The 24,912-nt window shown below is 50.4% G+C and carries 31 protein-coding genes and 1 tRNA gene; 25 read left to right on the top strand and 7 right to left on the bottom strand.

The window, feature by feature from the left end; translation table 11 throughout:
* Window positions 1–19: 19 nt before the first annotated feature.
* The 4 genes from yfcE to T504_RS0104155 all read left to right on the top strand — a co-directional run bounded on the left by yfcE (window position 20) and on the right by T504_RS0104155 (window position 3,367).
* Window positions 20–577 (top strand): phosphodiesterase, encoded by a 558-nt coding sequence (yfcE, locus tag T504_RS0104170; protein ID WP_033169806.1) that lies wholly within the window; start codon window positions 20–22, stop codon window positions 575–577.
* 66 nt (window positions 578–643) lie between these two features.
* Window positions 644–1,522 carry an Hsp33 family molecular chaperone HslO gene (hslO, locus tag T504_RS0104165; protein ID WP_033169805.1) on the top strand — a complete coding sequence of 293 codons (879 nt, stop codon included), beginning with the start codon at window positions 644–646 and terminating at the stop codon, window positions 1,520–1,522.
* Complete coding sequence (locus T504_RS0104160) at window positions 1,522–2,235, top strand: M48 family metallopeptidase (RefSeq protein ID WP_033169804.1); 714 nt, start codon at window positions 1,522–1,524, stop codon at window positions 2,233–2,235. The genes hslO and T504_RS0104160 overlap by 1 nt, the downstream gene beginning before the upstream one ends.
* 343 nt (window positions 2,236–2,578) lie before the next feature.
* Window positions 2,579–3,367 carry a helix-turn-helix transcriptional regulator gene (locus T504_RS0104155; RefSeq protein ID WP_033169803.1) on the top strand — a complete coding sequence of 263 codons (789 nt, stop codon included), beginning with the start codon at window positions 2,579–2,581 and terminating at the stop codon, window positions 3,365–3,367.
* Window positions 3,368–3,471: 104 nt separating this feature from the next.
* Here the strand turns inward: T504_RS0104155 and rpmB are convergent, their stop codons facing one another.
* Together rpmB and pepF are read right to left on the bottom strand one after the other, a co-directional pair.
* Window positions 3,472–3,663: a 50S ribosomal protein L28 gene (gene rpmB, locus T504_RS0104150; RefSeq protein ID WP_033169802.1), complete on the bottom strand. Its 192-nt coding sequence runs from the start codon at window positions 3,661–3,663 to the stop codon at window positions 3,472–3,474.
* A 108-nt stretch (window positions 3,664–3,771) separates the two neighbouring features.
* Window positions 3,772–5,571, bottom strand: a complete 1,800-nt coding sequence (pepF, locus tag T504_RS0104145; RefSeq protein ID WP_033169801.1) for an oligoendopeptidase F — start codon at window positions 5,569–5,571, stop codon at window positions 3,772–3,774.
* A 124-nt stretch (window positions 5,572–5,695) separates the two neighbouring features.
* Here pepF and T504_RS0104140 point away from each other — a divergent pair, with 124 nt between their 5' ends.
* From T504_RS0104140 to T504_RS0104110, 7 genes are all read left to right on the top strand, one after another.
* On the top strand, window positions 5,696–7,486 hold the full coding sequence (locus tag T504_RS0104140) for a B12-binding domain-containing radical SAM protein (RefSeq protein ID WP_033169800.1): 1,791 nt from the start codon (window positions 5,696–5,698) through the stop codon (window positions 7,484–7,486).
* 110 nt (window positions 7,487–7,596) lie between these two features.
* Window positions 7,597–8,562, top strand: a complete 966-nt coding sequence (locus T504_RS0104135) for a tRNA modification radical SAM protein MnmL/YtqA (RefSeq protein WP_033169799.1) — start codon at window positions 7,597–7,599, stop codon at window positions 8,560–8,562.
* An 81-nt stretch (window positions 8,563–8,643) separates the two neighbouring features.
* Window positions 8,644–9,015, top strand: a complete 372-nt coding sequence (locus tag T504_RS0104130) for a hypothetical protein (protein ID WP_033169798.1) — start codon at window positions 8,644–8,646, stop codon at window positions 9,013–9,015.
* Window positions 9,016–9,134: 119 nt separating this feature from the next.
* The gene (locus T504_RS0104125; RefSeq protein ID WP_033169797.1) at window positions 9,135–10,982 is read left to right on the top strand and encodes an acyltransferase family protein; all 1,848 of its coding nucleotides are present in this window, start codon (window positions 9,135–9,137) and stop codon (window positions 10,980–10,982) included.
* A gap of 100 nt (window positions 10,983–11,082) precedes the next feature.
* Window positions 11,083–11,370: a LysM peptidoglycan-binding domain-containing protein gene (locus tag T504_RS0104120; protein WP_051635194.1), complete on the top strand. Its 288-nt coding sequence runs from the start codon at window positions 11,083–11,085 to the stop codon at window positions 11,368–11,370.
* Between the two features lie 114 nt (window positions 11,371–11,484).
* Entirely contained in the window at window positions 11,485–12,156 is a 672-nt protein-coding gene (locus T504_RS0104115) for a helix-turn-helix domain-containing protein (RefSeq protein ID WP_033169796.1), read from the top strand.
* Complete coding sequence (locus T504_RS0104110) at window positions 12,153–13,067, top strand: IS3 family transposase (protein WP_197018679.1); 915 nt, start codon at window positions 12,153–12,155, stop codon at window positions 13,065–13,067. Before T504_RS0104115 ends, T504_RS0104110 begins: the two co-directional genes overlap by 4 nt.
* Before the next feature lie 103 nt (window positions 13,068–13,170).
* Here T504_RS0104110 and T504_RS0104105 read toward each other — a convergent pair whose 3' ends face one another.
* A complete protein-coding gene (locus T504_RS0104105; protein WP_033169795.1) occupies window positions 13,171–14,253 on the bottom strand; it encodes an HAD family hydrolase in 1,083 nt (360 codons plus the stop codon).
* Window positions 14,254–14,448: 195 nt separating this feature from the next.
* Between T504_RS0104105 and T504_RS0104100 the strand changes: the two genes are divergently transcribed.
* The 3 genes from T504_RS0104100 (at window position 14,449) to T504_RS0104090 (ending at window position 15,882) form a co-directional block, all read left to right on the top strand.
* Window positions 14,449–14,922: a hypothetical protein gene (locus T504_RS0104100; RefSeq protein WP_156033470.1), complete on the top strand. Its 474-nt coding sequence runs from the start codon at window positions 14,449–14,451 to the stop codon at window positions 14,920–14,922.
* A 215-nt stretch (window positions 14,923–15,137) separates the two neighbouring features.
* Window positions 15,138–15,707 (top strand): hypothetical protein, encoded by a 570-nt coding sequence (locus tag T504_RS0104095; protein ID WP_033169793.1) that lies wholly within the window; start codon window positions 15,138–15,140, stop codon window positions 15,705–15,707.
* An 88-nt stretch (window positions 15,708–15,795) separates the two neighbouring features.
* Window positions 15,796–15,882: transfer RNA gene (locus tag T504_RS0104090), tRNA-Leu, on the top strand.
* A 114-nt stretch (window positions 15,883–15,996) separates the two neighbouring features.
* Here the strand turns inward: T504_RS0104090 and xerC are convergent.
* Together xerC and T504_RS13810 are read right to left on the bottom strand one after the other, a co-directional pair.
* On the bottom strand, window positions 15,997–17,268 hold the full coding sequence (xerC, locus tag T504_RS0104085; RefSeq protein ID WP_033169792.1) for a site-specific integrase: 1,272 nt from the start codon (window positions 17,266–17,268) through the stop codon (window positions 15,997–15,999).
* A gap of 272 nt (window positions 17,269–17,540) precedes the next feature.
* The gene (locus tag T504_RS13810; protein WP_051635193.1) at window positions 17,541–17,885 is read right to left on the bottom strand and encodes a helix-turn-helix domain-containing protein; all 345 of its coding nucleotides are present in this window, start codon (window positions 17,883–17,885) and stop codon (window positions 17,541–17,543) included.
* A gap of 257 nt (window positions 17,886–18,142) precedes the next feature.
* Here T504_RS13810 and T504_RS0104075 point away from each other — a divergent pair, with 257 nt between their 5' ends.
* The 6 genes from T504_RS0104075 to T504_RS0104055 all read left to right on the top strand — a co-directional run bounded on the left by T504_RS0104075 (window position 18,143) and on the right by T504_RS0104055 (window position 20,711).
* A complete protein-coding gene (locus T504_RS0104075) occupies window positions 18,143–18,367 on the top strand; it encodes a helix-turn-helix domain-containing protein (RefSeq protein ID WP_033169791.1) in 225 nt (74 codons plus the stop codon).
* The gene (locus tag T504_RS14750; RefSeq protein ID WP_197018678.1) at window positions 18,295–18,741 is read left to right on the top strand and encodes a helix-turn-helix domain-containing protein; all 447 of its coding nucleotides are present in this window, start codon (window positions 18,295–18,297) and stop codon (window positions 18,739–18,741) included. The genes T504_RS0104075 and T504_RS14750 overlap by 73 nt, the downstream gene beginning before the upstream one ends.
* A gap of 104 nt (window positions 18,742–18,845) precedes the next feature.
* Window positions 18,846–19,007: a hypothetical protein gene (locus T504_RS14565; RefSeq protein ID WP_156033468.1), complete on the top strand. Its 162-nt coding sequence runs from the start codon at window positions 18,846–18,848 to the stop codon at window positions 19,005–19,007.
* Window positions 19,008–19,526, top strand: coding sequence for a hypothetical protein (locus T504_RS0104065; protein WP_033169789.1), 519 nt, complete (start codon window positions 19,008–19,010; stop codon window positions 19,524–19,526).
* 34 nt (window positions 19,527–19,560) lie between these two features.
* Window positions 19,561–20,139, top strand: a complete 579-nt coding sequence (locus T504_RS0104060) for a MarR family transcriptional regulator (RefSeq protein WP_033169788.1) — start codon at window positions 19,561–19,563, stop codon at window positions 20,137–20,139.
* A gap of 11 nt (window positions 20,140–20,150) precedes the next feature.
* The gene (locus tag T504_RS0104055; RefSeq protein WP_033169787.1) at window positions 20,151–20,711 is read left to right on the top strand and encodes an N-acetylmuramoyl-L-alanine amidase family protein; all 561 of its coding nucleotides are present in this window, start codon (window positions 20,151–20,153) and stop codon (window positions 20,709–20,711) included.
* Between the two features lie 51 nt (window positions 20,712–20,762).
* On the opposite strand, the gene T504_RS0104050 is transcribed toward T504_RS0104055, so the two are convergent.
* Complete coding sequence (locus tag T504_RS0104050) at window positions 20,763–21,341, bottom strand: PBECR4 domain-containing protein (RefSeq protein WP_033169786.1); 579 nt, start codon at window positions 21,339–21,341, stop codon at window positions 20,763–20,765.
* Between the two features lie 445 nt (window positions 21,342–21,786).
* The gene (locus T504_RS14560) at window positions 21,787–21,954 is read right to left on the bottom strand and encodes a hypothetical protein (RefSeq protein ID WP_156033467.1); all 168 of its coding nucleotides are present in this window, start codon (window positions 21,952–21,954) and stop codon (window positions 21,787–21,789) included.
* 343 nt (window positions 21,955–22,297) lie between these two features.
* On the opposite strand from T504_RS14560, the gene T504_RS0104045 reads away from it, so the two are divergent.
* The 5 genes from T504_RS0104045 (at window position 22,298) to T504_RS0104030 (ending at window position 24,865) form a co-directional block, all read left to right on the top strand.
* The gene (locus T504_RS0104045; protein ID WP_033169785.1) at window positions 22,298–22,525 is read left to right on the top strand and encodes a DUF1659 domain-containing protein; all 228 of its coding nucleotides are present in this window, start codon (window positions 22,298–22,300) and stop codon (window positions 22,523–22,525) included.
* Between the two features lie 21 nt (window positions 22,526–22,546).
* Window positions 22,547–22,762: a DUF2922 family protein gene (locus T504_RS0104040; protein WP_033169784.1), complete on the top strand. Its 216-nt coding sequence runs from the start codon at window positions 22,547–22,549 to the stop codon at window positions 22,760–22,762.
* On the top strand, window positions 22,762–22,917 hold the full coding sequence (locus tag T504_RS14170; protein ID WP_231473856.1) for a YvrJ family protein: 156 nt from the start codon (window positions 22,762–22,764) through the stop codon (window positions 22,915–22,917). The genes T504_RS0104040 and T504_RS14170 overlap by 1 nt, the downstream gene beginning before the upstream one ends.
* Window positions 22,918–23,100: 183 nt before the next feature.
* Window positions 23,101–24,081 carry a DNA adenine methylase gene (locus T504_RS0104035; RefSeq protein WP_051635192.1) on the top strand — a complete coding sequence of 327 codons (981 nt, stop codon included), beginning with the start codon at window positions 23,101–23,103 and terminating at the stop codon, window positions 24,079–24,081.
* Window positions 24,082–24,097: 16 nt separating this feature from the next.
* Window positions 24,098–24,865: a DpnI domain-containing protein gene (locus T504_RS0104030; protein ID WP_033169783.1), complete on the top strand. Its 768-nt coding sequence runs from the start codon at window positions 24,098–24,100 to the stop codon at window positions 24,863–24,865.
* Window positions 24,866–24,912: the final 47 nt, after the last annotated feature.

Below are 24,912 nucleotides of genomic sequence, written 5' to 3'. Positions count from 1 at the left end.
AGGAAAGAAGCTGTTTACGATGAAAATTGGTATTATCAGTGACACCCATGGTCATGAGGGTGCTTGGCAGACGGCCTTTGATAAGGCGTTCCACGATGCGGATATGATCCTGCATGCGGGCGATGTGCTCTATCATGGCCCGCGCAACCCGATGAAGGCCGATTACAATCCGGCAGGGCTCGTAGCAAAAATCAACAGCTGCCCGGTGCCGGTCGTTATTGCCAAAGGCAACTGCGACTCGTCTGTCGATGCCAGCTGTCTGGAACTTCCCGTGCAGGCACCTTATGCCTATGTGGTTTATGAGGGACTGCGCATTATCGTGACGCATGGTGACAGCGTCATGACCGATGAAGAAAAGGACAAGATGGCAGCTCATCTGAAGGCCGACCTCTTCATCAGCGGCCATATCCATACAACGGTGCTCGAAAAGCGTGGCCAGACGGTGTTCTTGAATCCGGGCTCGGCGGCGCTCTCCAAGCGCGAAGATGGCCGTAACACCTATGCGGTGCTCGAAGATCGCACGATTCGGATTTTCGATATCGATACCGATGAAGTATTGATGCAGTATACGATGTAAATACGAAGTCTTCCCCTTTGGGGAAGGCTTTTCGCTTGTATTTCGGTTCTAGAAAGGATATAGAGAATGAAAGACCATTTAGTAAAAGCAACGGCGGAGGGCGTGCGCATCTATGCGGCAGTCACGACGGACCTTGTCAATGAGGCAATCCGCCGTCATGATTGTTATCCGGTAGCGGCGGCTGCTCTTGGCCGCACGATGACGGCGGCGCTGTTGATGGCGGCCAACCTCAAGAACAAAGAAGCGCTGACGATAAAATTCGATGGCGATGGCCCGCTCGGAAAAGTCACGGCGGATGCAACGCCTGAGGGCTTTGTGCGTGGCTATATCGATGAGCCGCATGTCAATCTGCCGCTCAACAGTCTCGGCAAGATCGATGTGGGCGGTGGTGTTGGCAAGGGCATGGTGTCGGTTACGCGCTTTACGGGGCTCAAGAACCCGATTACGGGCAGCACGGAAATCACCGATGGCGAGATTGCCGATGACCTCACGAAGTATCTCTACGTCTCCGAGCAGACGCCGTCGAGTGTTGGCCTGGGCGTGCTCGTAAATCCTGACTTTAAGTGTATTGGAGCCGGCGGCTTCATCATCCAGCCGCTGCCCGATGCCACCGACGAATGCATCGATAAGCTTGAGGCCAATCTGCGCACGGTGAACTCTGTTTCGCATATGGTCGAGCGCGGCCTCGATGCCAAAGGAATCATCGCTGAGCTTTTGCAGGGCTTTGATGTCAACTACATGACGACGACGGACTTGGCCTTTAAATGCCAGTGCTCGAAGGAGCGCATCAGTGAGGTGCTCTTGAGCCTGGGCAAAAACGATTTGCAGACGCTCGTCGACGATGGTCATGCCGAAGTCTGCTGCCATTTCTGCAATGAGAAATACGAGTTTTCGGGCGAGGAACTGCAGGCAATCTTTGACGAGTCCGAAAAGCGCCGGAAGTAATGACCGAGGAAATCTTTCCGTTTGCCGGACAGGTGATATACCTTAAACGCAAGCGAATCAAAAACATGTATCTGCGGGTGCAAAAGCCTGCTGGCCGCATTGAGGTAACCGCGCCTATGCGCATGAAGCGTGAACGCATTACCGAGTTTTTGGGTAAGCACTGGTCGTGGGTCGAAAAAAAACAGCAGGCCATCCGGGAAAAGGCGGAGACGCAAAAATTGACCCGTCAATATCAGACGGGCGATAAAATTCCGCTTTGGGGTGTCTATTATGATCTCGTGGTGCGCGATTCGGCTGGTCGTCAGGCTTCGGTGGTTTGCAGGGATACACGGATTGTCCTCACGGTTCCTGCCTATGCGACGGTGGAACAGCGGCGCGAAATCGTCAATGGGCTTTACCGCCGTCAGCTGGAACAGGCGATTCCAAAGCTTTTGCCTCGCTGCGAAGCTATCGTTGGCAAAAAAGCCGCCGAATGCCGTATCCGCAACATGAAGACGCGCTGGGGGACTTGCAATATCGTGAAGGCTCGCGTCTGGCTCAATCTGCAGCTGGCGAAGTATAAGCCGGAGGCACTAAAGTACGTTATGCTGCATGAATTAACGCACCTCTGGGTGCATAATCACGGCCCGGCCTTCAAGGCAAGGATGGATGTGTATTGTCCGGATTGGCGGCGGATTCGGCAGGAGCTGAATCAGTTCGCAGATTTTGCCTAATTTATACTACTAAAGTGGTAGAAAAATAATTACGCCTACTACCGATGAATTGTAAAGCCGAAAAAGTTTCATTATAATAGAGGAGCCGTCGGAATGGATTATGAGGGATGAATGGTTCCTGGTACGTTTGAGGAACGATTCTCCGATGGTTGCTATGAGGCTTGGGGAAGCTGATTGGTATAGGGGATTATATGTTTTTGGGGCGAGCCTTGAGGGGCTCGCTTCTTTCATTTGTACGAAAGAGGACGGATGACCCGAACGGATGCAAGGATTTTCGTTATAGCAAAATGGGAATAATGAGGGTATAATGAAGTGAGAAAAAGAGATGAGAGAGGCAAGGGATATGCTTTATTTGGATGAAAATGAATGCCACGTGATGACTATGGCTGTGCTGAAGTGTTATGAGGCCAGCGTAGATGAATATCGGCTGACTGTGTTTGAAGCGTTGGAAAGCTTGGTCCCGTTTGCTTGTGGTGTTTCCTTTATCATGCTGAATGAAGCTGATGATAAACGTCATGTGAAGCCCATTAGCTACAAGTGGAGCCCAGACGCACCGAGTTTTGAGGAAATGTCAGCCAAAGCGATCCGCTTAGGGAAATCCTATCCCTACCGGTCGCTGGAGTGGCGCAAGGAGTCGTTGGTGTTCCGCGATACCGATGTGTTAAGCGAAGAATTCCTGCAGAGTTCGGATTTTTATCAGCAGGTGCGGAAGCCGATTGGTATGCATTACAGTTGCAAGTTATGGCTGGTAAAAAACAATCTGCTGCTCGGAAAATTCGGGCTGCTGCGTCCCAAAGAAATGGGGAATTTCACGGACTTAGAGCTGATGAAGCTTCGCTGTATTGAGCCGCATGTCGCCCAGCGTTTATATCAGTTTCATCCACAGAATGACGAGAATCAGCGAATCCGGATGGTGTTAAAACAGCGGTTTGGGCTGACGGAACGGGAAATTCAAATCGCAGGATTGTTGTGCCGTGGTTGGTCGAATCGCCAGATCAGTGAGCGCGTGAACAGTGCAGAGAGCACCGTCAAGAAGCACGTCTATGTTATCTGCAAGAAGATGAATGTGCCCAATCGCGCTTCGGTGATGTGCCGCTGCGTATTGGAAGGTGTGATGCCCCAAAGCATTTGATTGGCTTTGGGCATCACGCCTTTTTTATAAAAAATAAAGAAAGCGAAAGAGACGAGCTCTTTCGCTTTCTTTATGATATATCAGCTTTTGATATTATGCGCAAATTAGAGGGCACGCTGAACCTTACCGGAACGCAGGCAGCGCGTGCAGACGTTGACGCGTTTGACCTCGCCGTCAACAACAGCGCGGACACGCTGGATGTTCGGTTTCCAAGCACGTTTCGTCTTCAGGTGGGAATGGCTGACGTTGTTACCAGACAGCTGACCCTTTGCACAAACTTCGCAAACACTTGCCATGTGTTACACCTCCTTAACGTAGGAGCATAGTTACCCCTAACAACACAATACAAGTATTCTAGCATAAATTCTAGCAGGTTGCAAGTAGAAAACCTTGACAGGCGAGAATTATTTGATAATTTTTTCAAGCTGATCGAGACAATGCGAGAATTTCTTGAAAGTGATGGCAAAAGGCTCGCGGCTCGTCATATCGACGCCGGCGTTTTGCAGCAGCTTGATGGAGTAGTCGCTGCCGCCGCTGGCCAGGAAGCCAAGATAAGCCTGCTGGGCGGATTCTCCCTGGGTGCGGACTTTCTCGGAGAGCGTCATGGCGGCCGCATAGCCAGTCGCGTACTGGTAGACGTAGAACGGACGGTAGAAGTGCGGGATGCGCGACCACTCGGCGCGCAGCTCGTCGTCGAGCACGACGCCTTCGCCGTAATACTTGCGGTTGAGGTCCATCCAGATTCCTTCGAGCTTGTTGGCGGTCAAAGCCTCGCCTGCTTCGACGGCTTCGTGCGTGAGTTTTTCAAACTCGGCAAAGAGCACCTGACGGAAGACCGTCGTGCGAATCTGCTCGAGATAAAGGTTTAGATAATAGAGGCGGTCCTTTTCATCCGCATGCTTCAGCATGTATTCGAGCAGCAGGTTTTCGTTGGTGGTGGAGGCGACCTCAGCGCAGAAAATCGTGTATTCGGAGTTCGTGTATTCCTGATTCTTGGCGCTGTAGAAGCTGTGCATGCTGTGGCCCATCTCGTGGGCCAGCGTCGAGACGGCATCGTAGGTATCGTGCCAGCTCATGAGCACGAAGGGGTGCACGCCATAGACGCCCCAGGAGTAGGCGCCGCTGCGTTTGCCTTCGTTTTCCAGGCGGTCCACCCAGCCGCCATCAAGGCCGGCAAAGAGATCGGTGAGATATTGCTGGCCCAGCGGTGCCAGGGCTTCTTTCAGGAGGGAGCGGGCCTCTTCGTAGGTGTATGGCGTTTTCGGTTTTTCGACGACGGGCACATAGAGGTCATACATATGGAGCTCACTTACGCCGAGGAGTTTTTTCTTGAGTTCCATGTAGCGATGGAGTTCGGGCAGGAACTCATGGGTGACGTTTATGGTCTGTTCGTAGACGCTTACGGGAATATTGCCGGCATCGAGGGCGGCTTCGAGCATCGAAGGGTATTGGCGCGTGGTGCTGAGGAACTGGCTGGCCTTGACCGAGGAGCTGTAGAGGCTCGCAAAGGTATTGCGGTAGGAAAGATAGGTGGTGAAGAGCTTATGGAACGCATCAGCGCGGACTTTGCCGTCTTTCGAGCGGATAAACTGCATATAGCGGCTTTCGGAGAGCGTCGTTAGCTTGCCATCTTCGCCGAGTGTATCGGGAAACTTCATGTCGGCGTTGGTCATGACCGTGTAGGTGTTGCGGGCGGTTGCGCGAATCTCGCCGGTACGGGCAAGGAAGGCTTCCTGCTCCGTGGTCAGCACGTGCTTTTTGCTGCGCAGCAGATTGTGGAAGCGGAACTGGTATTTTTTCAGCCCCGGCAATTTCTCGGTCATGGTGTGCAGTGTTTCTTCGGGCAGGGTTAGAAGCTCCGGCTCGATGAAGGCGCAGGCTGCCGATGCCTGGTCAAGAAGCGGCAAACAGCTGGCGGTATCGGCCTGGTATTCCTGGTTGGCCGTATCGGTATCGGCCTGCATGCGCGCATAGGCAAAGACGGCGCTGAGGCTGATCTCCATTGTGTCGACTGCGGTCAGGCAGGCGAGCAACTGCTCGGGGTCCGCAAGCTTTCCGGCAAACTGCTGGATTTCGCGCAGTTCGCCTGCAATGGCGTCACGGGCCTTTTGCCAGTCCGCACGCGTGGCGAAAATATCATGAAGGTGCCATTTTGCCGTTTCGGGAATATCTTCACGGCGGAGAAGTTTATTTTGACTTGTCATAATATCGTCCTCTCTATTAGAAAGTTGTTCTCAATTATTATAACACATACCAAGCGCAACCGTAATGTGGTAGAATAAGTAGACATTATGGTTACGGGTTATTCATATCGTGAGGAGAATCGTTTTGACAGAAAAAATTCTATGGCTGGGCATCAATGCCAAGTATTCGCATACGTCGCTTTCCATTCGTTATTTGCGCGAAGCCGTGCCAGGCTCGCGGATTTTGGAGCTTACCATCAACCATCAGCTGCTGGCTATGCTCGGCGAAATCTATGAGCAGCAGCCCAAGGTGCTCGGGATTTCGTGCTATATCTGGAACATCGAGGTCGTAAAGCGGCTGTTAAAGCTGCTGCCGGCCGCGCTTCCCGATACGGTCATCATCTGCGGCGGGCCGGAAGTTTCCTATGGCACGGCGGACTTTATGCGGGAATTTCCGATGGTCGACTATGTCATGCGTGGCGAGGCCGAGGAGTCAATCCGCGCGCTGACAAGTCAGCTTTTGACTGGTCAATTTGACCGGTCAAAAGTCAATGCGGCGCTTGACGCGTCAGAAATCCGCGGCATTGCCTGGCGCGGCGCCGATGGCGTAATCCATGAAGGCCATGATGTGACGGTCGCCGATCTTGCCGCCGTGCCCTTTGCCTATCGCGCGGAGGAGATGGCCGATATTCGCGAGCGCATTCTCTACTACGAGACGTCACGCGGCTGTCCGTTTTCGTGTGCTTACTGTCTGTCCTGCGCGACGGCGGGTGTGCGCTATCTGCCACTTGCGCGCGTCTTTTCCGAACTGGACTTTTTCGTCCAGCATGACGTGCGGCAGGTCAAGTTCGTCGACCGCACGTTCAATGCCAAGAAGGCGCATTTCCTGCCTATCTTAAAATATCTTTTGGCCCTGCCGGCCTCGTGCCGCACGAATTTCCATTTTGAGGTGGCGATCGACTATCTCGATGAAGAGGTGCTGACGGTACTGAGCCAGCTGCCGAAAGGCCGCGTGCAGCTCGAAATCGGCATCCAGTCGACGAATGAGCAGACGCTCAAAGCCGTTTCGCGCGTCAATCACTGGGAGGACATTAAGGCCCATATCCAGCGCATCATGAGCTTCCATAATATGCATCTGCATGTCGACCTCATCATCGGTCTGCCGGGGGAGGGCATGGCATCGTTCCATCGTTCCTTTAACGATGTCTACGAATTGCAGACGGACATGCTGCAGCTCGGTTTCCTGAAATTCCTCAAGGGGGCGTCGATGATGAATCTCGTAACGCCCTATGGCTATCAGTATATGCCGATGGCGCCCTATGAAGTGCTCGTGACCGATGCGCTGAGTTATGGGGAGATTCGCTGGTTCCATAGCTTTGAGATGGTCTTTGAACTCTATTATAACGCGGGACGTTGCCGGCAGACGGCTAATTATTTGATTCGCGAGGCCGAGCAGGGCGATGCCTTTGCCTTCTGGCAGAAACTTACCGATTGGTGGGAAGAAAAGGGCTTCCATAAGATTGGCCATAGCACGAAGAATCTCTACGGCTATCTGCGGGATTTTGCGTTGGCAGCGTATGACCTGCCGGCGGAGATCTTGGACAATCTCCTGCGCTATGATGCCCTGCTCGCCGATGGTGGCAAGATCCGTCCCGAGAACCTCGATTGGAATCGCCTGAAATATCAGGACATCACCGCAGATTTCTGGAAAGGTGCCCCAAGCCGCGTACGTACCTATCTGCCGGGCTACGAATTTACCAACTGGCGCGAGGTCAATAAGAAATACCATATCGAAGTCTTTGCCTATAATATGATGTTGACAAGTCAAAAATTGACATGTCAGCCGACGGCTTTGCTGTTTGACTACACCGCAGACGATCCGGTCTGCCAGTTGATTGAGTTGGAGATTGGCACTGATGCACAAGATAGTGTATAAGAAAGTATATAAGATAATATATAAGATAGCGAGCAAAAAGGCTGTGATTGTCAAAAATGTAGTTCGGGTATCCGAAATTTAGGTACAGGAAATGAATGGAGTAATCGAATATGGAACATGAGATATATAAAACGTTTTCGGATTATTTGAAAAAACGTTATGGGGAAAAGGTTTATAAGCTGCCGGTGGCGCTCCCCGTTACGTGTCCGAATCGCATGGGCGAATGTGGCAATGGCGGTGCTGGCTGCACATTCTGCGGATCGATTGGCGCCGGCTATGAGAACCTGCCGGCAGATATGACGATTACCGCGCAGATTGCGGCCAATAAGGCACATATCATCCCGAAGTACAAGGCGAAGAAATTCATTCCGTATTTCCAGAATTTCAGCAATACCTATGCACCGCTGGAGACGTTGCGGAGCTGGGTGCAGGAGGCAGGCGCTGGTGAAGACATCGTGGCGATTTATATTGCGACGCGGCCGGACTGCGTCAGCGATGAGTATTTGGCGATGCTGCGTGAGGAAGCGGATAAACTTGGCGTTGATATCTGCGTGGAACTGGGCTTGCAGAGTGTCAACTATCGGTCGCTGCAGAAAATCAACCGTGGACATACTTTGGGCGAGTTTATCGATGCAATTCTTCGCATCAAGGCGCATGGCTTGCAGTCGTGTGCGCATCTGATTTTGAATCTTCCGTGGGATACGATGACCGATGTGGTGGAGGATGCCAAGATCTTATCAGCGCTTGGCGTGGATCAGGTCAAACTGCATGCACTTTACATCGTCAAGGGTACGGAGATGGCACGTCAGTATGAAGCGGGGGAGCTTACGCTTATTTCGCGCGAGGAATACGAGGCGCGCGTCATCACGTTCCTGGAGTATTTGTCACCGCATATTGTCCTTCAGCGCATCATCGGCCGGGCGCCTGAGACGAATACGCTGTTTTCGAATTGGCATACGGGCTGGTGGAAGATTCGTGACAATATTACGGATACAATGGCAGCAAATGGCCAGTATCAGGGTCGTCTTTGCCACTATCTCAATGGCCCCGCCGTGAGAAAGTTTTTGTCCGACTAAGAAGGATATTGCCCCTTAAATGTCTAATACCACAGTATTAACGATAAATTGTACGGTTTTTACTGTGAAAGGGGCGATACTATGCGGGTATGGATTGAGCGGATTGGGCCTTTGGGAGAAAATGAACTTTATGCCTTCGGGCCGTCCTGGCAAGATGTGACAGGACGGGTGGAGCTGGATGCGCTAGGAAATGGAATCATTCGTCGCAAGCATGAGGCATTTTCAGAGGCGCAATTGGCTGTCATCGCTGACCAGATTGACGGGTGGATCCGTGATTTGGGCAGCTGTCAGCTATCCTGCATCAATGCGCCGGATAAAGAAAGCGGGGAACCGGAACGGCGTTGCCGCTGGAAACCGCGGGCGGCAGATCTAAGACCTTTGGAGCTCCCTATGCGCTCTATGGAAATCACACCGAAGCTTGAGGATTGGCCGGCTGGCGAACAATGGTTGTAAAGGTAGAACACCTCTTGGGAGATTTTTCCTAGGAGGTGTTCTTTTCGTCGTGAGGAAGTTATGCTATAATGCGTAAAGTAAGTTTGTAGTACCTTGAAGATTAGGAGTAGTGTTATCGAATGAATGTTTTTCAAAGCCTGGGCAGAAAGAACCACATTGCGGGGTTGGATGCACTTCGCGCGTTGGCTATTGTCGGCGTCACGCTTTTTCATATGTTTCCGGACACGGTAAAGGGCGGCTATTTGGGTGTGTCCCTTTTCTTTGTGTTGACGGGCTTTTTGCTGGCTTTCACGAGCGTGAGAAGCTGGGAGAATGGTTCGTTTCACGTGCTGAGGTATTATGGAAAGCGGATAAAGCGCATTTATCCGTCCCTTTTGATTATGATGCTCACGACGATTGGAATCTTCCATTTCCTGGTACCGGATGTTATTGCGGCAATCCGTCCCGAGGTGGAGTCGGTACTCTTGGGATATAACAACTGGTGGCAGATTGATCAGAATGCGGATTATTTCACCCGCATGGCCAATGCGTCCCCGTTTACCCATTTATGGTTTTTGGGCATCGAGCTTCAGTATTATCTGATATGGCCGGTATTGTTCTTGGTCTATGTTCTCTGGGCCAATGTGTTTGGCAAACGGAGCGGAGCGGTGTTTTTCGCGCTGCTGGGCTTGGCAGCGGCTGTGCTTATGCCGTTTCAGTATGAGCCGGGGATGGATGTCACGCGCCTTTATTATGGAACGGATACCCGCGTATATGCGCTGCTTTTGGGCTCCGCACTTGGTTTTTGGCGTGGGGGAATGAAGCCGGCGGGGTTGCAGTTCCGTTCGACTGGTGGTTACAGCTGGTTAAAATATCTGGCCTTTGCCGGGATTCTCATGGTAGCGTTTCCTGCGTTTGCGTTGATGGATGGACAAGCGGCTTCGACCTATCAGTGGGGAATGCTGCTGATGACGCTGCTGTTCTGCTGGTTGATTCATTTGGTGGCAGATGACCGGCTGGAGCTTGGTCGTGGTTTGGATATGCCGTTATTGCGCTGGATTGGTCGCCACAGCTACGGGATTTTTCTTTGGCAGTACCCGGTAATCTTTTTGTTTAATCGATTGGGCTGGACCAAATGGCCGGAGTATTGGGCACTGGAATTGGCGGCGATTTTGCTGCTGACGATTTGGTCGGATGCTATCGTAGACTTTTTGCTGAAGCGTAAGCGGCCGGCTGTTGGCAGTTCGTTTATCGCAGCGCAGTGCGTATTTTTCTTGATTGTCACTACGCCGGGGGTTGCGCTTATGGGCTATGGCGGTTATGGGATTGTCGCGTCATCGAATCAAAAGACGTCGGAGCTCAAGGCAAAGCTCGAAGCACAGAAAGCGGCGCAGGCGGAGGCCAATGCCCGTGCGGCTGCTGAGGCTGCGGAGCTGGCGAAAAAGCAGAAAGAAGATCAGGCTAAACTGGTGACCCAGCAATTGACTGGGGTGGCCTGCATCGGCGACTCGGTATTGCTCGGCGCTTCTGGGGATGTGCGCAAGGCGCTCCCAGGGGCAATTGTGGATGGTGAAGTATCCCGTTATGTAGGCGGCGGTATCCCTGTGGCGCAGAGCTTAGCGGCGCAGGGGCAGTTAGGCAATGTCGTTGTCATCGCGTTGGGAACTAATGGCCCGATTGCCGGACAGGCGCGTTATGAGGAGCAGACGAAGGAACTGCTCAAGATTTTAGGAACAGAGCGTAAAATTTTCTGGGTTAATATCTATGGACCAAACCTCACTTGGCAGGACACCAACAATGCGTATCTGCAAAAGGTTGCCACCGAGCATCCCAATGTTACTGTGGTTGATTGGTATGCAGAAGTATCCAAGCATCCCGAATGGTTGTCCGCTGATGGCATCCACCCGAATGATGCAGGCTGTGCTGCCTATGCCCGCATCATTCGGGAGTGCATGGAGCGGACGCTGACTGCTCAGATGGCAAAATAAAAGTCAACAGAGTATTCTGACAAAAAACTTGCTTTTCTTCGAAAGAACATTTATACTGATGGTAGATAGAGGGATAGATGTTCGATAGGAGGAAGCTAAAATGAAGAAGGCATTTGTCGTAGTGATGGCTGTCTTGTTCATTAGCCTTGGGGGAATGAACGCCGAAGCAGCCGAGAAGAACTGGAATCTCGTGGAAGTGACTGTTACGGTTAAAAGCGGCGATACGCTGGAGAGTATCGCGCGAGAATATATGAAGAAAAATACCTATGGGCCCCGGGAAATTCATGAATTCATCGATGGCATCCGGGAACTCAATGAATGGTTGCTGAAACGGGATATTCGTACGGGAGATACGTTGCGTATTAACTATTGGGAAAAACGAAACTAAAAAGGATTTGGGACGAAAAGGCCCCGGCCCTGCGAAGTGTTCGCAGGGCTGATATGCTCCCTATTAGGTAGACAGAAGAAATAATAAAACTGTCTGCTTGATAGGGAGCATTTTATGTACAAGAAGAGATTATCACCCGAAGAGAAAATCCACTTCATTGAAAAGTATAAACGTGGAGAGGGCAGTTATGCCTCCATAGCCGCGGATGCAGGTATTGACAGAAGATCCTTCAGGCAATGGGTTCGTAACTATGATGCTTGTGGCCCGGATGTATTCTTCAAACGACATCATCAGCGCTATTCTGTTGAGTTTAAGGAAACTGCTATCCACGATTATCTTTCTGGCGTGGATTCACAAGATGCTATATGCCGAAAATACGGACTTCGTTCGCGGAGACAGCTACAAGACTGGATTATGAAGTATAATAGTCACGAGGAACTTAAACCATCCGGTATAGGAGGGAGCACCATCGTGACTAAAGGCAGAAAAACTACATTTGATGAACGGGTATCCATTGTGGAGGATTGCATTGCAAATGGCCGTGATTATGCTTTGGCGGCGGAGAAATTCGATGTTTCTTACCAGCAGGTCTATACCTGGGTCAGGAAGTATGACCAAAAGGGAATCGAAGGCCTCAAGGACGGCAGAGGCCGCAGAAAGCCTGAGTCTGAGATGAACGAGCTGGAACGGCTCAGATATGAAAACCGCATGCAGAAGGCTCAGTTGCTACAAAAGCAGATGGAGATAGATTTTCTAAAAAAACTCGAGGAATTGGAAAGGAGGTGATACTAGACAGAACTCGTAATACGGCTACCTACCGGGCGATACTGGAGCTCAGCAGTATCTGTAAGGATTATCCAGTCAAGGCGTTATGCAGGTTGGGCTGTGTAACCAGGGCTGCGTATTACAAATGGCTTCACAGGAAGTTGGGACAAAACGAAGAAACGAACCAGAAGCTTGCTGCCCTGGCAGAATCAATCCATAAGGAGCATCCAGATATGGGCTACCGAAGGATTCGAGATAAGATTGAGCATGACCATGGCCTGCATGCTAATGACAAGCGTATCCTGCGCATATGCCGCAAGAAGAGACTGCACTCCGTAATAAAAGGACGTCACAACTGTTGCACCAGGCCTGCTGTTGATCCATACTATACAGCAGAGAATGTACTCAACAGGGATTTCCATGCAGATAAATACAACCAGAAATGGGTTACGGATGTGACCGAATTCAAGTACTTTCCTGAATACGGAACCGTTAAAAAGGTATATCTGAGTGCCATCCTTGACCTCTGTGATCGCCGGCCTGTTGCCTATGTTATTGGTGACAGCAACAATAACCAGTTGGTATTCCAAACCTTTGACAAAGCTCTTGAAGCCAATCCAGGAGCACATCCCTTGTTTCATAGTGACCGTGGCTTTCAGTACACCAATAAGTTGTTCCGCGCCAAAATTGAACAGGCCGGTATGACACAAAGCATGTCCCGTGTAGCACATTGCCTAGACAATGGCCCCATGGAAGGCTTCTGGGGTATCTTGAAGCGCGAGATGTACTACAGACGCAGATTTACTTCTCGGCAAGAGTTGGTTGAGTCAATTGAGGAATATATAAGATATTACACTTATGACAGACCACAGCGTCATTTAGGCATACGAACCCCAAGTGAGTACCACGAAAAACTGGTTGGAGCTGCATGAAAAAAGCTGCTCGCATTAGTTGCGAGCAGCAATGAATATTTTTATTTTTTTACCTGTCCACTTGACGGGGAGCACACCAGGCCGGGGTCTTTTTTATCGTTTGTTATTTGGCAACTTTTACGTTGTAACCATAGATGGTCTTCCAGTCGTCGCGCATGGATACTGGAATCCAGCCATTCTTCTGGCAGTCTGCTTTCATCTTGTCGGCTTTTTTGATGTTGCCGAGATCGTCTTCGAGGTCATCACAGCAGAGCGAGAAGGCCAGTGCCTTATATTTGTTCTTGCTGATGGTGTAGTTGAACATGGAAGCATCACCAGAGCTGTTGCCGAAGGCGAGAACCGGCTGGCGGCCGATTTCGCGGGCAATGTTGGATACTTTGTTCATCTTGACGTCTTTTAGGACGAACTGTCCGCGTACCAGCGTGTCTTTATCTTTATCGTAGACGTATTCCAGGCCGTCCGTATTGCCCTGACCGGATGCGAGGGTCATGATGTCCGTGCCGATGAAGTGGTCGCGTTTGATTGGCAGTACGCCATCCATCAAAACACGCTGGGCGTCACGGTCGGAGCCGGATACAATCCAGATATCAAAATCATTTTCCTTGAGGTAAGAGACGACTTCTGCCATCGGCAGATAGAACTCTTCGCCGCGTTTGAGATTCGTCAATCCTTCAGCTGGCGTTTCCATGAATTTCTTGACGAAGGCGTTGTACTCGTCCTGCGTCATGCCAGCAAATACGGAAGCCTGGGATTTTGCCTCTTTGCCTTCCATATCCTCGGGAATTGACTGATTTTCAATTGCCTTTTTTACGACCTGCGCATATTCACGGTCTTCTTTGGAGGGGGTGTAGGTTGGATCGTTAAGTGCGCGCTCGAGGTACATCATCCACTCAAAATAGCAAGGGGTGCGTTCGCCGAGCAGCGTGCCATCCATATCGAAGACAGCAATGCGATCCTCTTCTGGGATGTAGTTTTTGCTCTTCTTGTTGGTTACATCTTTGACATAGCTCGTGAGAGCCTTGAAGGAAGCAGAATCTTTATTCCAATACTGGAAGTTGCTTCCGTTTTCCTTCACACTGATTTTGGCAATTTCGGCACGAGTGGCGGCCTCAACGTCCATGCTCAGGCCAGTGCCTACGATGAAGCTCATAGCCATCAGTGCTGCACAAAGTTTTTTCTTGTTCATAGAATTTCCCCTTTCTTAAAAAACGCTCAAGAATTACCAATGTGTAATATTAGAGTGTCCCTATTCCCCCTGCTTTTTTATATTCGCTTAGGGAGGGGGAATTCCTTCTATTTAGCCATAGAAAATTGCGAAAATGGATAACGATTGTGTAATCCTGTAACATGAAATTTGCAGGCTCGACAGGTGGTTTTTCCTTTGCTGTCGAAATGTATCGTCAGGAAAGACAATCCCATTCATATCGGTGGAGGCCGGTATGAGGTCAAAGGAGGCATTGCTATGTGTGACCACGAAACGTTGGAAAGAAGACTAAATGAGTTCCTGTCTGAGCGGCATTTTGAGGAGTGGATTCCGAAATCGCGGATTGAGAACTTGGAGACAGGGCTTCGGACTTTTGCGCATGAATTGGCTTTTGCCCTGGATGCAACAGAGACGGAGGAACATCCCTTGGAAAAAGCGGCGGTAGCTGCGGATACGGTCGATGAAATCATAAGGGGACAGTTGCGGGGGAGAACTCCAAAGGCCTTTGCCGCGCTGGCGGATGAGACTAAGGCGCTGCTTTGGGCTGAGACCAGTTTGTTGGATGAGCTGATGCCTCGTGGCCGCCAGATTTCGCCCAATTGGCTGGAGAAAAAACTCTATCCGGAGTGCGGGCGAAATGCCGCTCTTTAGGTGGTGGATGATAACTGAAACTTATAGTAGTGCCCTCATAAATCGGAGGATGGAATCGGATTTATGAGGGCATTTTTGGCGGCAAAAGGCTATTTTTATCAGATTTTTAGCAAAAGTGCATAAACATTTAATAAATCCGGTCTATCCTATAAAAGGATTTTTGCGGTTGAAAATTCAACTGCCGGTATGCCATAAGGGCGGAAAGAGGGATGTTTATGGATGATAAGAATGAGCAGCTTCAGCAGGAAGCGGCACGGCTGGCCTTAAAAGTTAAGGCTGAGGAAGAGGAAACGGCGGAAGTTTCCGCAAAGTCGAGCGGAGGTTCAGGAATATTGCGTGGCTTGGGCAAAGGCATCGTTTACTTGATGTTGGCTGCGCTGATGGTTTATGTAATCAAGCCCATGTATTATGAATATATCGATGCCTCGGCTGCGCAGGAAATGACAGATGCTGAAAGACAAGAGTCTATGGGTCTGCCGCTGAAAATGTCCAAGCCACCTAAGGGGAAGCGCGGCGCTTGGAGCCGGGAAGAACTTCGTTGGATGGCGTTTATGGATATCAAAATTGACGAAGTAAAAGCCTGCGTGAATAAACGAAATGAGAAGGGGACGCAGGAATACAATAATATGGCAAGAGATTATAATGAGCGTTGCCGAGAGTATCGCTATCATGAAGAGGATTTGCAGGCTGTTCGCAAGGAAGTAGATAAATACAGCGAGCAAATTAAACAGAAGACGAGAGAAGAAGTACAAGCCAAAGGCTGGGATAAACCGGATAAAAAATAAAACAATAAAAAAATAAAAATAATGTTTGACAAATAAAATACTCGGTGCTATACTAATATTCGTTGATGACGCACGTAAGTGTCATTTTGCCGGAATGGCGGAATTGGCAGACGCAGCAGACTCAAAATCTGCCGTTGGCAACAACGTGCCGGTTCAAGTCCGGCTTCCGGCACCATTAGTGCTATCAAGGCCTCGCGATGTTTTCGCGGGGTCTTTTTTCGTGCGTTTTTGGGATGCTTGTATGGCCAATGTATGGCCAATTTGTTTTTGACCGTTTTAGCGGGGCAGATTATTCTACCCTGAAACGGTCTTTTTTTGTAGGTGCTTTTTGGGGAATCTCAGTATCTTTGCCGAAGATTTCATCCATGCCGTTTTCGAGCCAGCAGCTGATTTCGTGTTGTTGTTCGTCGTCCAGATGGGTATAAATATCCATAGTTATTTGAATGCTGGAGTGGCCGAGTTGGTTTTGGATGTCTTTGAGGTCGAAGGTACGATTTTTTTTCATCCGGCTGGCCATGTCGTGCCTTAGCATGTGGAACGTGGTAGCAATTCCGAGTTTTCGACGAATGTTTGCATAATAGGAGCTGAATGAGCTTGGGTTTATAGGATTGCCGTCGTTTTTGGTAAAGATGAAGCCTTGGTCATTATACGCAGGCATCATAAGCCGTTGTTCTAGTTGCTTTTTGCGGTAGATCATGATTTCGCGGCAGTAGTCTGGGGGCAGTGGCAGGATGCGGTTGCCTTCGCTGGTTTTTGTGTTTCCCAAGAGTACGGGGCGCGGTTGGCGTGGGGCGATATTTGTTCCTAGGTACAGCGCATGCTGGATGTGCAGGCTGCCACTGGTTGGATTGCCACTGGTGTCTTTGTGAATCGTCAGGTCGGACCAATGCAGGCCAAGGACTTCACTGAGACGTGCGCCGGTTACAAATTCGGTGAGCAGTATCCAGCGCCAACCATAGTAGCGGGAGCTGGGATATTCGATGAGCTTTCGCCAGGCTTCGGCGGTTGGTTTGGCAAATTTACGTTTGGCTGGTTTTTTCGGCAGTTCCAAGTCTTCGGCCGGCGATTCTTTTATCAGGTGGCTTTTGACCGCCCGACGGAATGCGGCCTTCATGATGGTGCGGAATAGCTGCGCGGTGCGATAGTGCAAGCCGAGCCGCCGGAAAATAATTTCCTGCAGGTCGATGTCCGTGAGTTTGTCTAGTTTGATGTTGCCGACTTCTTCATTCGCGATGGTGATGATACGTCGGTATAACTGTTGTGTGTTGCCGCGGATTTTGGGCTTGGAAAACACTTCATACCATTTGAGGAGCCAGTCCCTGGTGGTCATGATATCGGCGTCAATATGCGTAACAACGGCATATTTTGCCTTCAGTTCCTCCAGGGCTTGCAGGGCTTCTGCCTTTGTGTTTTTGTAGCTGACTTTTTTTATGGCACGGCCGGTACGTGGATTGGTTCCCATGCGTATCTGGGCAACCCATTTGCCACGGCTTTGCCAGTAATAAATCGTGCCTTCGTGATCTGCGCGTTTGCGGTTGCTGTTTTTCTTTGTGGTTGTCATTTCCTTCACTCCTTCTGACGGATGATCCGTCGTGAGTTCCGGAAAGGTTGTATGTGGATAACGTTGTGGATATTTTGTGGATAGCTGGTGTATAAACTGTGGATAGCTATCTTTCTGGCCCGTGTTGCGGGCGTGGTTGCAGATTTGTTTGCGGTTTGTTTGCGGCTTTATTATGTCCGCAGGGGTTGTCCCGTCTTAGGACGGGCGCAGTTTGGCGGCTGTCCTAAGATATAGAAGAAGACGAGATAAAGATTTTATTTAGTAGTGGACGTTTATTTTTTCCGGCTGTTGTGGCCAAGCATTGAGGCGATGACCTGCTCGATGGCGTTTTTCTCGTTTTCGTCCAATTGACGGATACGAGAGAGGAGCACTTCGGCAGCGTCTTCGGCTTTGACCCCGAGCAGGTAGTCGGTGGTGGTGTGGAATACCTGGGCAAGTACCGGCAGGCGGTCGATGCTTGGCAGCGAGCGGCCTTGTTCCCAGTTGCCGTAGACGGTGGCAGTGACTTCGCAGGCACTGGCGACTTCGCTTTGGGTAAGCCGGTGTTCTTCGCGCAGGCGGTGCAGCCTGATGTTGAATGGTTCCTGACCGGTCAAATTTTTGTTATGAACTGTCACGTTGTAAACCCTCCTTTCTATGTCTTATTTTATCACATTTTCGCAATATATGCGAGAGTTTACGAAGAAAACTGTATAAAATACTAGACAATCCGAAGGAAGCGATATATAATACAAGTAGATTTTGCGAGTTGACTTGTCAAAATGTGTAATATCTACAGGTTTATTAGAAAAGAAAGAGAGGAGGATTAAATACATTTGACCAGTCAAAATGTACAGGTGTTATTGGTTTTTGTTCAGGGAAGGTTGTGTGGATTTTGCAGGAACAGAAAATTTTGCTTACGGTCAAGGAGTTTGCGGCGGTGTCGGGGCTCGGGGAGACTTGTATCCGCCAGCTGTCACATGTGGAGGGGTTCCCGGCTATTCGCAATGGCATCAAGATTTTGATTCACCGGCGGGCGGCCGATGCGTGGCTGGCGGAGCAGGCCAAGGGGATGGCGGGCAGCCTGCCAGGTGTTGCCCCGTCATCCCGTCCCCACTGATGGACAGCGTAGGCGGCTGGATTTCAGAGATACGTTTTTTTTACAAGCGTCAGACCCTGTATCCGTTGTCGCCGCATGCGCAGGCTTTGTGGGGCTGGCTGATGTGGCGGGCCAATGAGGTGTTTTGGCAGTTTCCGTTGCGGCTGTCGCTCTCAGAGATTGCGGGCGGGACGCGGATGAGTGTGTCGATGGTAAAAAAGGCGCGTCATGAGCTGGTCGAAGGCGGTTATCTGCTGCATGAAAAGTACGGTGGCCGCAATATGGCCGGCTATTGTCTGCTGTCCTGCATCCGCCCAGGGACGTTGGTGATGCCAAAGGCGCAGAAGGGAGGCCGTCAAGAGTTAGCGCAGGCGGGGGCGGGAATGGTTCATTAAGATTTCGGATTTTTGCTGATGACAACGACGTAAAGAGGAAAGAAGGCCCTGCTATGTGCATGGGGTTACATGGAGATTGTAGGAAATATCGGGGAGCTGATGCGATGGAATGCCTGATCCTTGACTGGTTGCGGCAGGCCCCCGAGGTGCTCACGAAGGTTTCCGGGCAGGAGGAGCTGCCGGTGATCGAGCTTACGGATGAGGGGGCCATGCTGCATGGTATTTGTCTGGCCGCCGTGACGGAAGCGGAAAAGGGGGAAAACTGAATGGAGAAAGAAAAGCTGGTTTGTGTCCGGCTGGATAATGTCCAGCGGCTCATCATCGGGGCGGTGCTTGTACAAAGCGACCCCTATGGACAGCTGACGCGCAAGTGGTATCGGCTGCAGGAGAAGCTAAAGCGGCAGTTGCAATCTGAAACATCGGCAAGGATTCTGGTACCGGCACGGCTTACCGAGCCCTGCGGGGTGCCAGATCTTTCCGGCGGTGATATTGTGGTGCTTTGCCAAGCACTGGCCGTGCATGGACAGGCGGGATTGGCGGCTCTATGGCAGGGGATTTATGCGGCCATTGAGTGGGATTATGCCGCGGAGCTGTCTTTATATGATGGGGAAATTGACTTGTCAACGATTGCGGGCCGGAATTGCTTGCTGCGCAACGTCCGCCGGATGGAGCGGCTGCACAGCCTGCCGGCGGATGGGCAGGCTGGCGGCAGGCCGTTGCCGGTAATGGCAGTGTTTCATAGTGAAACATATAGCGATAATTACAAAAATAATGTGCCGCATTGAAACATGGCGGACGTTTCGGAAAGGGGGAGGTTATATGGAATTATCGCGGAAGGCGGCCTTGCTTTTGGCTTATCTGCAAAAGACGGGCGGCGGTTCTCTGGACGAGTGGCGGGTGCGCGATCGTACGGGGCTCAGTCATGGCAGTATCGTTGCCGCGCGGCGGGAGCTGGTGGCGGCGGGGCTGGTGACGCTTTCGAAATCCTGCCGCCATTTTGTCTATGCGTTGACCGGTCAAGGGCAATCCCTGCCGGAAACGGCGGAGGCGGCAGCGGATAAGCCGCCCGCTGCGCCGGCAGAATCGTTATCGCCTGCGGTATCTTCTGGGGCTTTGCGGCAGGCAGAGGAGCTTTCTGTGGAGACAGTACAGGAGGCAGAGGCAAAACATGCACCGCGGGGCGGCGACTGTTTCTTTGCTTCGCCGATGCCCCATGTGGCAGGGACGTTCTTTGACTTTGACGAGTGGACGGATGCGCTGATGAACGCACTCGGGGACTGCCTCGATATCAGCGAAAGCCTCGTGGAGGAGGGCACGTATACCGTCTATTCCCATGATTTTGAGAGTGAGGACACCTATCATACGGAAACGACAAGTGAGGGCTTTATCGTGAACTGAGGGGGAAGAATATGCGTGTGTTTATCAATCCCGGCCATGCGCTGGGCGGAAATCCCGACCCTGGCTGCGTGAATCCCGCCATTCATCTGCGGGAGTGCGATCTGGCCATAACCTATGGCAGCCTTTGCGGTAAATATCTGGAGGCGGCAGGCTGTGAGGTACGGCTTCTGCAGAGCCATAATCTGGCCGGTGAAAGTCCGGGCTATCCCTGTGTCTGTGATGCGGCCAACGCCTGGGCAGCCGACGTGTTCCTCTCCATCCACGTCAACGCGGGCGGCGGTCGCGGGGCGGAAACCTATTGCTATAATCTTGGCGGTAAAGGCGAACGGCTGGCTCACTGTATCCAGAAGCAGCTCGTAGCCGCCATCCAGCCCATCGACCAAGGCTACCGTGACCGCGGCGTTTACGAGCACCCGACCTTCTGTGTGCTAAGGAATACCAACATGCCCGCCGTCCTCGTCGAAACGGGCTTTATCGACAGCGACGATGTGAGCGTGCTGACGCTGCACGGCGATGAAATCACAAGGGCGCTGGCTAGAGGGGTTACGGATTACTGGCAGGGGAGTAGTTAAAAGAAAAGCAGCCGGGGTGAACGTATCGGTCAATCCGGCTGCTTTTCTTGGTTATTTCTTGTTTTTAGGCCGTTTTTGAAAAGGCGTGATTTTTACATCTAAAACATTATATACGGTCTGATTTTGCAAGTAGCGATAATTTGTTGTGCAAAAAAACGACATAGGAACGTATTGATTATCCTGTGCATCACGGCCAAGTTCCTTTACAAGGAATAGATATAGATATTCCAGTCCCTCCTGGCTGTACATCAGATAATCCGCCTCAATCAGGGTGCCTGCACGTTTGGGATTGAATTGGATGATGATTTTTCGGTTGCGCAGATTTTGGATGATTTGCACAACCCGTGCGAAGTCGTGGATGCGTTCTTCTATGTCGGCAAAAATATTGCTTTTTGTAAGGTATTCCCAGGTTATTTCGCCGCACTTTATTTTGTTATACAGTGCGGCAGGCTTTGCGCCGTTAATTTTCGCAAGATCTTTAAGTTTCGTGATTCCTAAAAGATGCGGGAAGTTTGCCTTTTTGAATACAAGGTGCAGGATGCGCTTGTCCTCGTTTTTGGCAATTGTGATATAGAAATCCTTATTCAGTAATCGTTCGTATATAGTAAGGGCTGCGGTTAAAGCGTCCAACGTGTATCCTCCAAAGAAAAATGCCTAGAGCCGGATAGCTCTAGGCAATCAAATCATGTTGGCATTTTTCTTTTCAGCATGCATGACATGCCTATTCAAGTTCTGGCTTAATGCACAAACCGATAGAAAGCTTCCCTTAACCACTCCCTTGACCAAGCGGCTAAGCTCATAAGCACCGGAAGGGATAGCCCTTTCCTTACTTAGAATATAGCATAGCTATCTATATGCGTCAAGTTTTTTCTAACAAACAATACGTTTGGAGGATATTTTTCTCTCCGCCTATATCAGCATGGGCGCTGCGCGATGGGGGACGGATTACTGGCAGGGGGAGTGGAGAAAAAGAGGCTATGAAATAACATGGCAAAAAGGCGATTCGCAGACCCTTGTGTCAGTGAATCGCCTTTTATTAGGGGCTGTGCATCTTTAAAGCCCATCAAAATGATACTTATTTTTTCTTATTAACACTGGTGATAGTTGTGCGCCCATTTTGAGGATGATGATCGCTAAATTTCTGTCGAGCTTCGCTGGTGGAGTTTGCTGTAACGGTTGCATTTCCGCGGCTGGTAGAAGAACCGTTTTTAATAGTGAAACCAACATTGTACTGATTAGCCATAGAATATCCCTCCAATCAACTATACAACTTAGTCTATATTACTAATCTAATTGTATAATGGGGGGGGACATTGTCAATGCATTATAAAAAATCCTTTCTCAGAAGTTTCTCTTTTAGCACCTCAAGCTTTAGGCGCTAGGATAAATCACGAAATCTGTTGCATTTGACCGGTCAACTCGGTAAACTGACCTTAGAAACGAAATATTGAAGCATTGCGGAATGCTGACCTTTGGATTTTGGTATCTGGCGCGAGGCGCTTGATATATATGGTTGTCATTCCGCAACGAAGCCGCGCGGGGTGACGACCGGGCGGCTTTGTTGCGTTTCTGAAGGAGGTTTTATCATGGAAGCCAAGAGAGAAGATCAGACTTGTGCGCTGAAGCTCAAATACGTTAAGGGGCAGAACTCGGCAGGCAAGGATGTCTATGCGGTGGTGACGTTCCCGCATGTGAATCCGGAGGTAACGGATGCGGATATGTACGAGACGGCTGTCCTTATGGGGCGGCTGCAGGCGCGCAGTCTCCATGCGATTGTCCGCGAGGATAGTGCGTCGCTTATTCCTCAGGGTTGAGCGTAAAGGAGGAGTATTATTATGAAAAAAACGCTTATTGTCAGATTCAACCGTCTCGATGGAAAAAAGGCGGAGCTGGTATTTGCCAATCCGCGTGATGACATCACGCCTGCGGAAATTCATGAACTGGTGGAAAAGATTACTTCCAAGAAGTTCTTCATCATCAGTGGCATGCCGCTGGTGTCTTTGGATATCGCAATCGTCCGCACGGTTGAGGATGAGGCAATCGTCGGCTGATGGATGCTGCCATGGAGCAGACGATCCTGACGGCGATATCGGCCGTGGGGTTCCCGATTGTGGTGACGTTCTACCTCTTGACCCGTTTCCAACGGTCGATGGATAATCTGACGGACAAGATCGGGGAGCTCATCAAGGAACTCCAGCGGCATTAGCCAAAGTTACTGCCATTCTCATAATCCCATTCCCTGCACGCGGGCGGCTGACAAGTCAATTTTTGACAAGTCAGCCGCCCGCTGTTTGTTTTCTTTGCGCGGATTTTCTGAGAAGTGATATTGCTATTATTCTAGCTCTAGAATATAATAATATTGAGAGTTTATGGACAAAGGAGAACATCTATGACCTTTATATCTGCAAAAGAAGCTGCCGCTAAATGGGGGATTTCCCATCGGCGGGTTTCGACTTTATGTGCGGAAAATCGTATACAGAATGCGGAAATGGTGGGAAATGTGTGGATTATTCCTGCTGATGCCGAAAAGCCGCAGGATGCGCGGAGCCTGCGTTATGTGGAACAGCCGCAGCCGGGCGTGAAGCCTTTTTTGAAATGGGCGGGCGGCAAAGGTCAGCTTTTGGCGGAGATTTCCACTTATTATCCTTTTGATGATGGTCAGTTCACAAAGTATGCCGAGCCTTTTGTGGGCGGCGGTGCCGTTCTGTTTGATGTGCTGAATAAATTTGACCTTGAAGCCGTTTACATCAGCGATGTGAACCGGGAACTGATTGGTACCTACAAGTCCATCAAGGAGAACGTGGATGAGCTGATTGTCCGTCTGCAGGAGTATCAGGCGGCTTATCTGCCGGAGCTTACCGAAGGGCGCAAGGCGTATTATATGAAAATGCGTGCCCGGTTCAATGAGTTGAAGCTGGCTGGCCGCGATGCGGATCAGGTGGAACGTGCCGCCCTGCTGATCTTTTTGAACAAGACCTGCTTTAATGGCCTCTACCGCGTCAATAAAAAAGGTGCTTACAATGTGCCCATGGGGGCTTACAAGCGGCCATTGATTTGTGATGAAGAAAATTTGCGGGGCATTGCCCAGAAGCTCCAAAATGTAGAGATTGTCTGCGGCGATTACAGCAAGGCGCGGGATTTTATTGACGAGCATACCTTTGTATATTTTGATCCGCCGTACCGCCCGCTCACTGCTACGGCCAGCTTTACTTCCTACACGGCGGACTGCTTTAATGATGATGACCAGATTGCCCTTGCCAAATTCGTTGACGAAATGGCGGCCAAGGGTGCTAAAGGCGTGATAAGCTATCCGGATCAGGATGATCCCAAAGGCAAGCGTCGTCTGTTAAAGTGTTTTGAGAAAAAATGACCAAAGGAGAACCGGCATGGATATACGCATGGACGCCTCTTTGGGCGCTTCCTACCATAGCCTGCAACAGCAAGCCCGGGTAATAACGGAGGCATGGGCCGCTGACAACATGTATTGCGTAATGTGCGGTGCCCCCCATTTGGAACCACTGCAAAATAATAAGCCCGTGGCGGATTTGCTTTGCCCTAGCTGCCGAAATGTTTTCGAATTGAAAAGCCATAATGGCCCCTTTGGCGGGATAATTGCGGATGGTGCTTATGATACCATGATGGCCCGGCTTATGGACGACCACAATCCGCATTTGTTTGTTATGGAATACAACCGTTCGGAATACATGGTCGAAAATCTTTGGGTTATCCCCAAATACTTTTTTACGGCAGAAGTCATCATCAAGCGGAAGCCACTTGGCCCCAACGCCCGCCGTGCAGGCTGGACAGGTTGCAATATTGCATGGAAAAATATTCCTTCCCAGGGGAAAATCCCTGTCATTCAGCAAAGAGAAGTTCTCGATCCGCAGTGTGTATGCCAGAAAGTTTCCGCTACATCTGAGCTGGCCACCAGTAAAATCACCGCCCGGGGTTGGTTGATGGATGTGCTTTACTGTTTGGAACAGCTGGGCAAAGAGGAGTTTTCCCTTCAGGATGTATATGGTTTTACCGCTTATTTGCAGGAACGTCATCGGGAAAACCACAATGTTCAACCCAAAATCCGTCAGCAGCTGCAAATTTTGCGTGATAAAGGTTATGTAGAATTTTTAGGCCGAGGCGAATATAGATGGAAATAAGGCGTATGCTGTGATAGAATAGAACAAGCATTTATTGATGAGGACTA

The sequence above is a fragment of the Selenomonas sp. ND2010 genome (assembly GCF_000702005.1).
GTDB lineage: Bacteria > Bacillota > Negativicutes > Selenomonadales > Selenomonadaceae > Selenomonas_A.
Note: the sequence above shows the minus strand (reverse complement) of the source record. Positions and strands in the feature narration are given on the sequence as shown.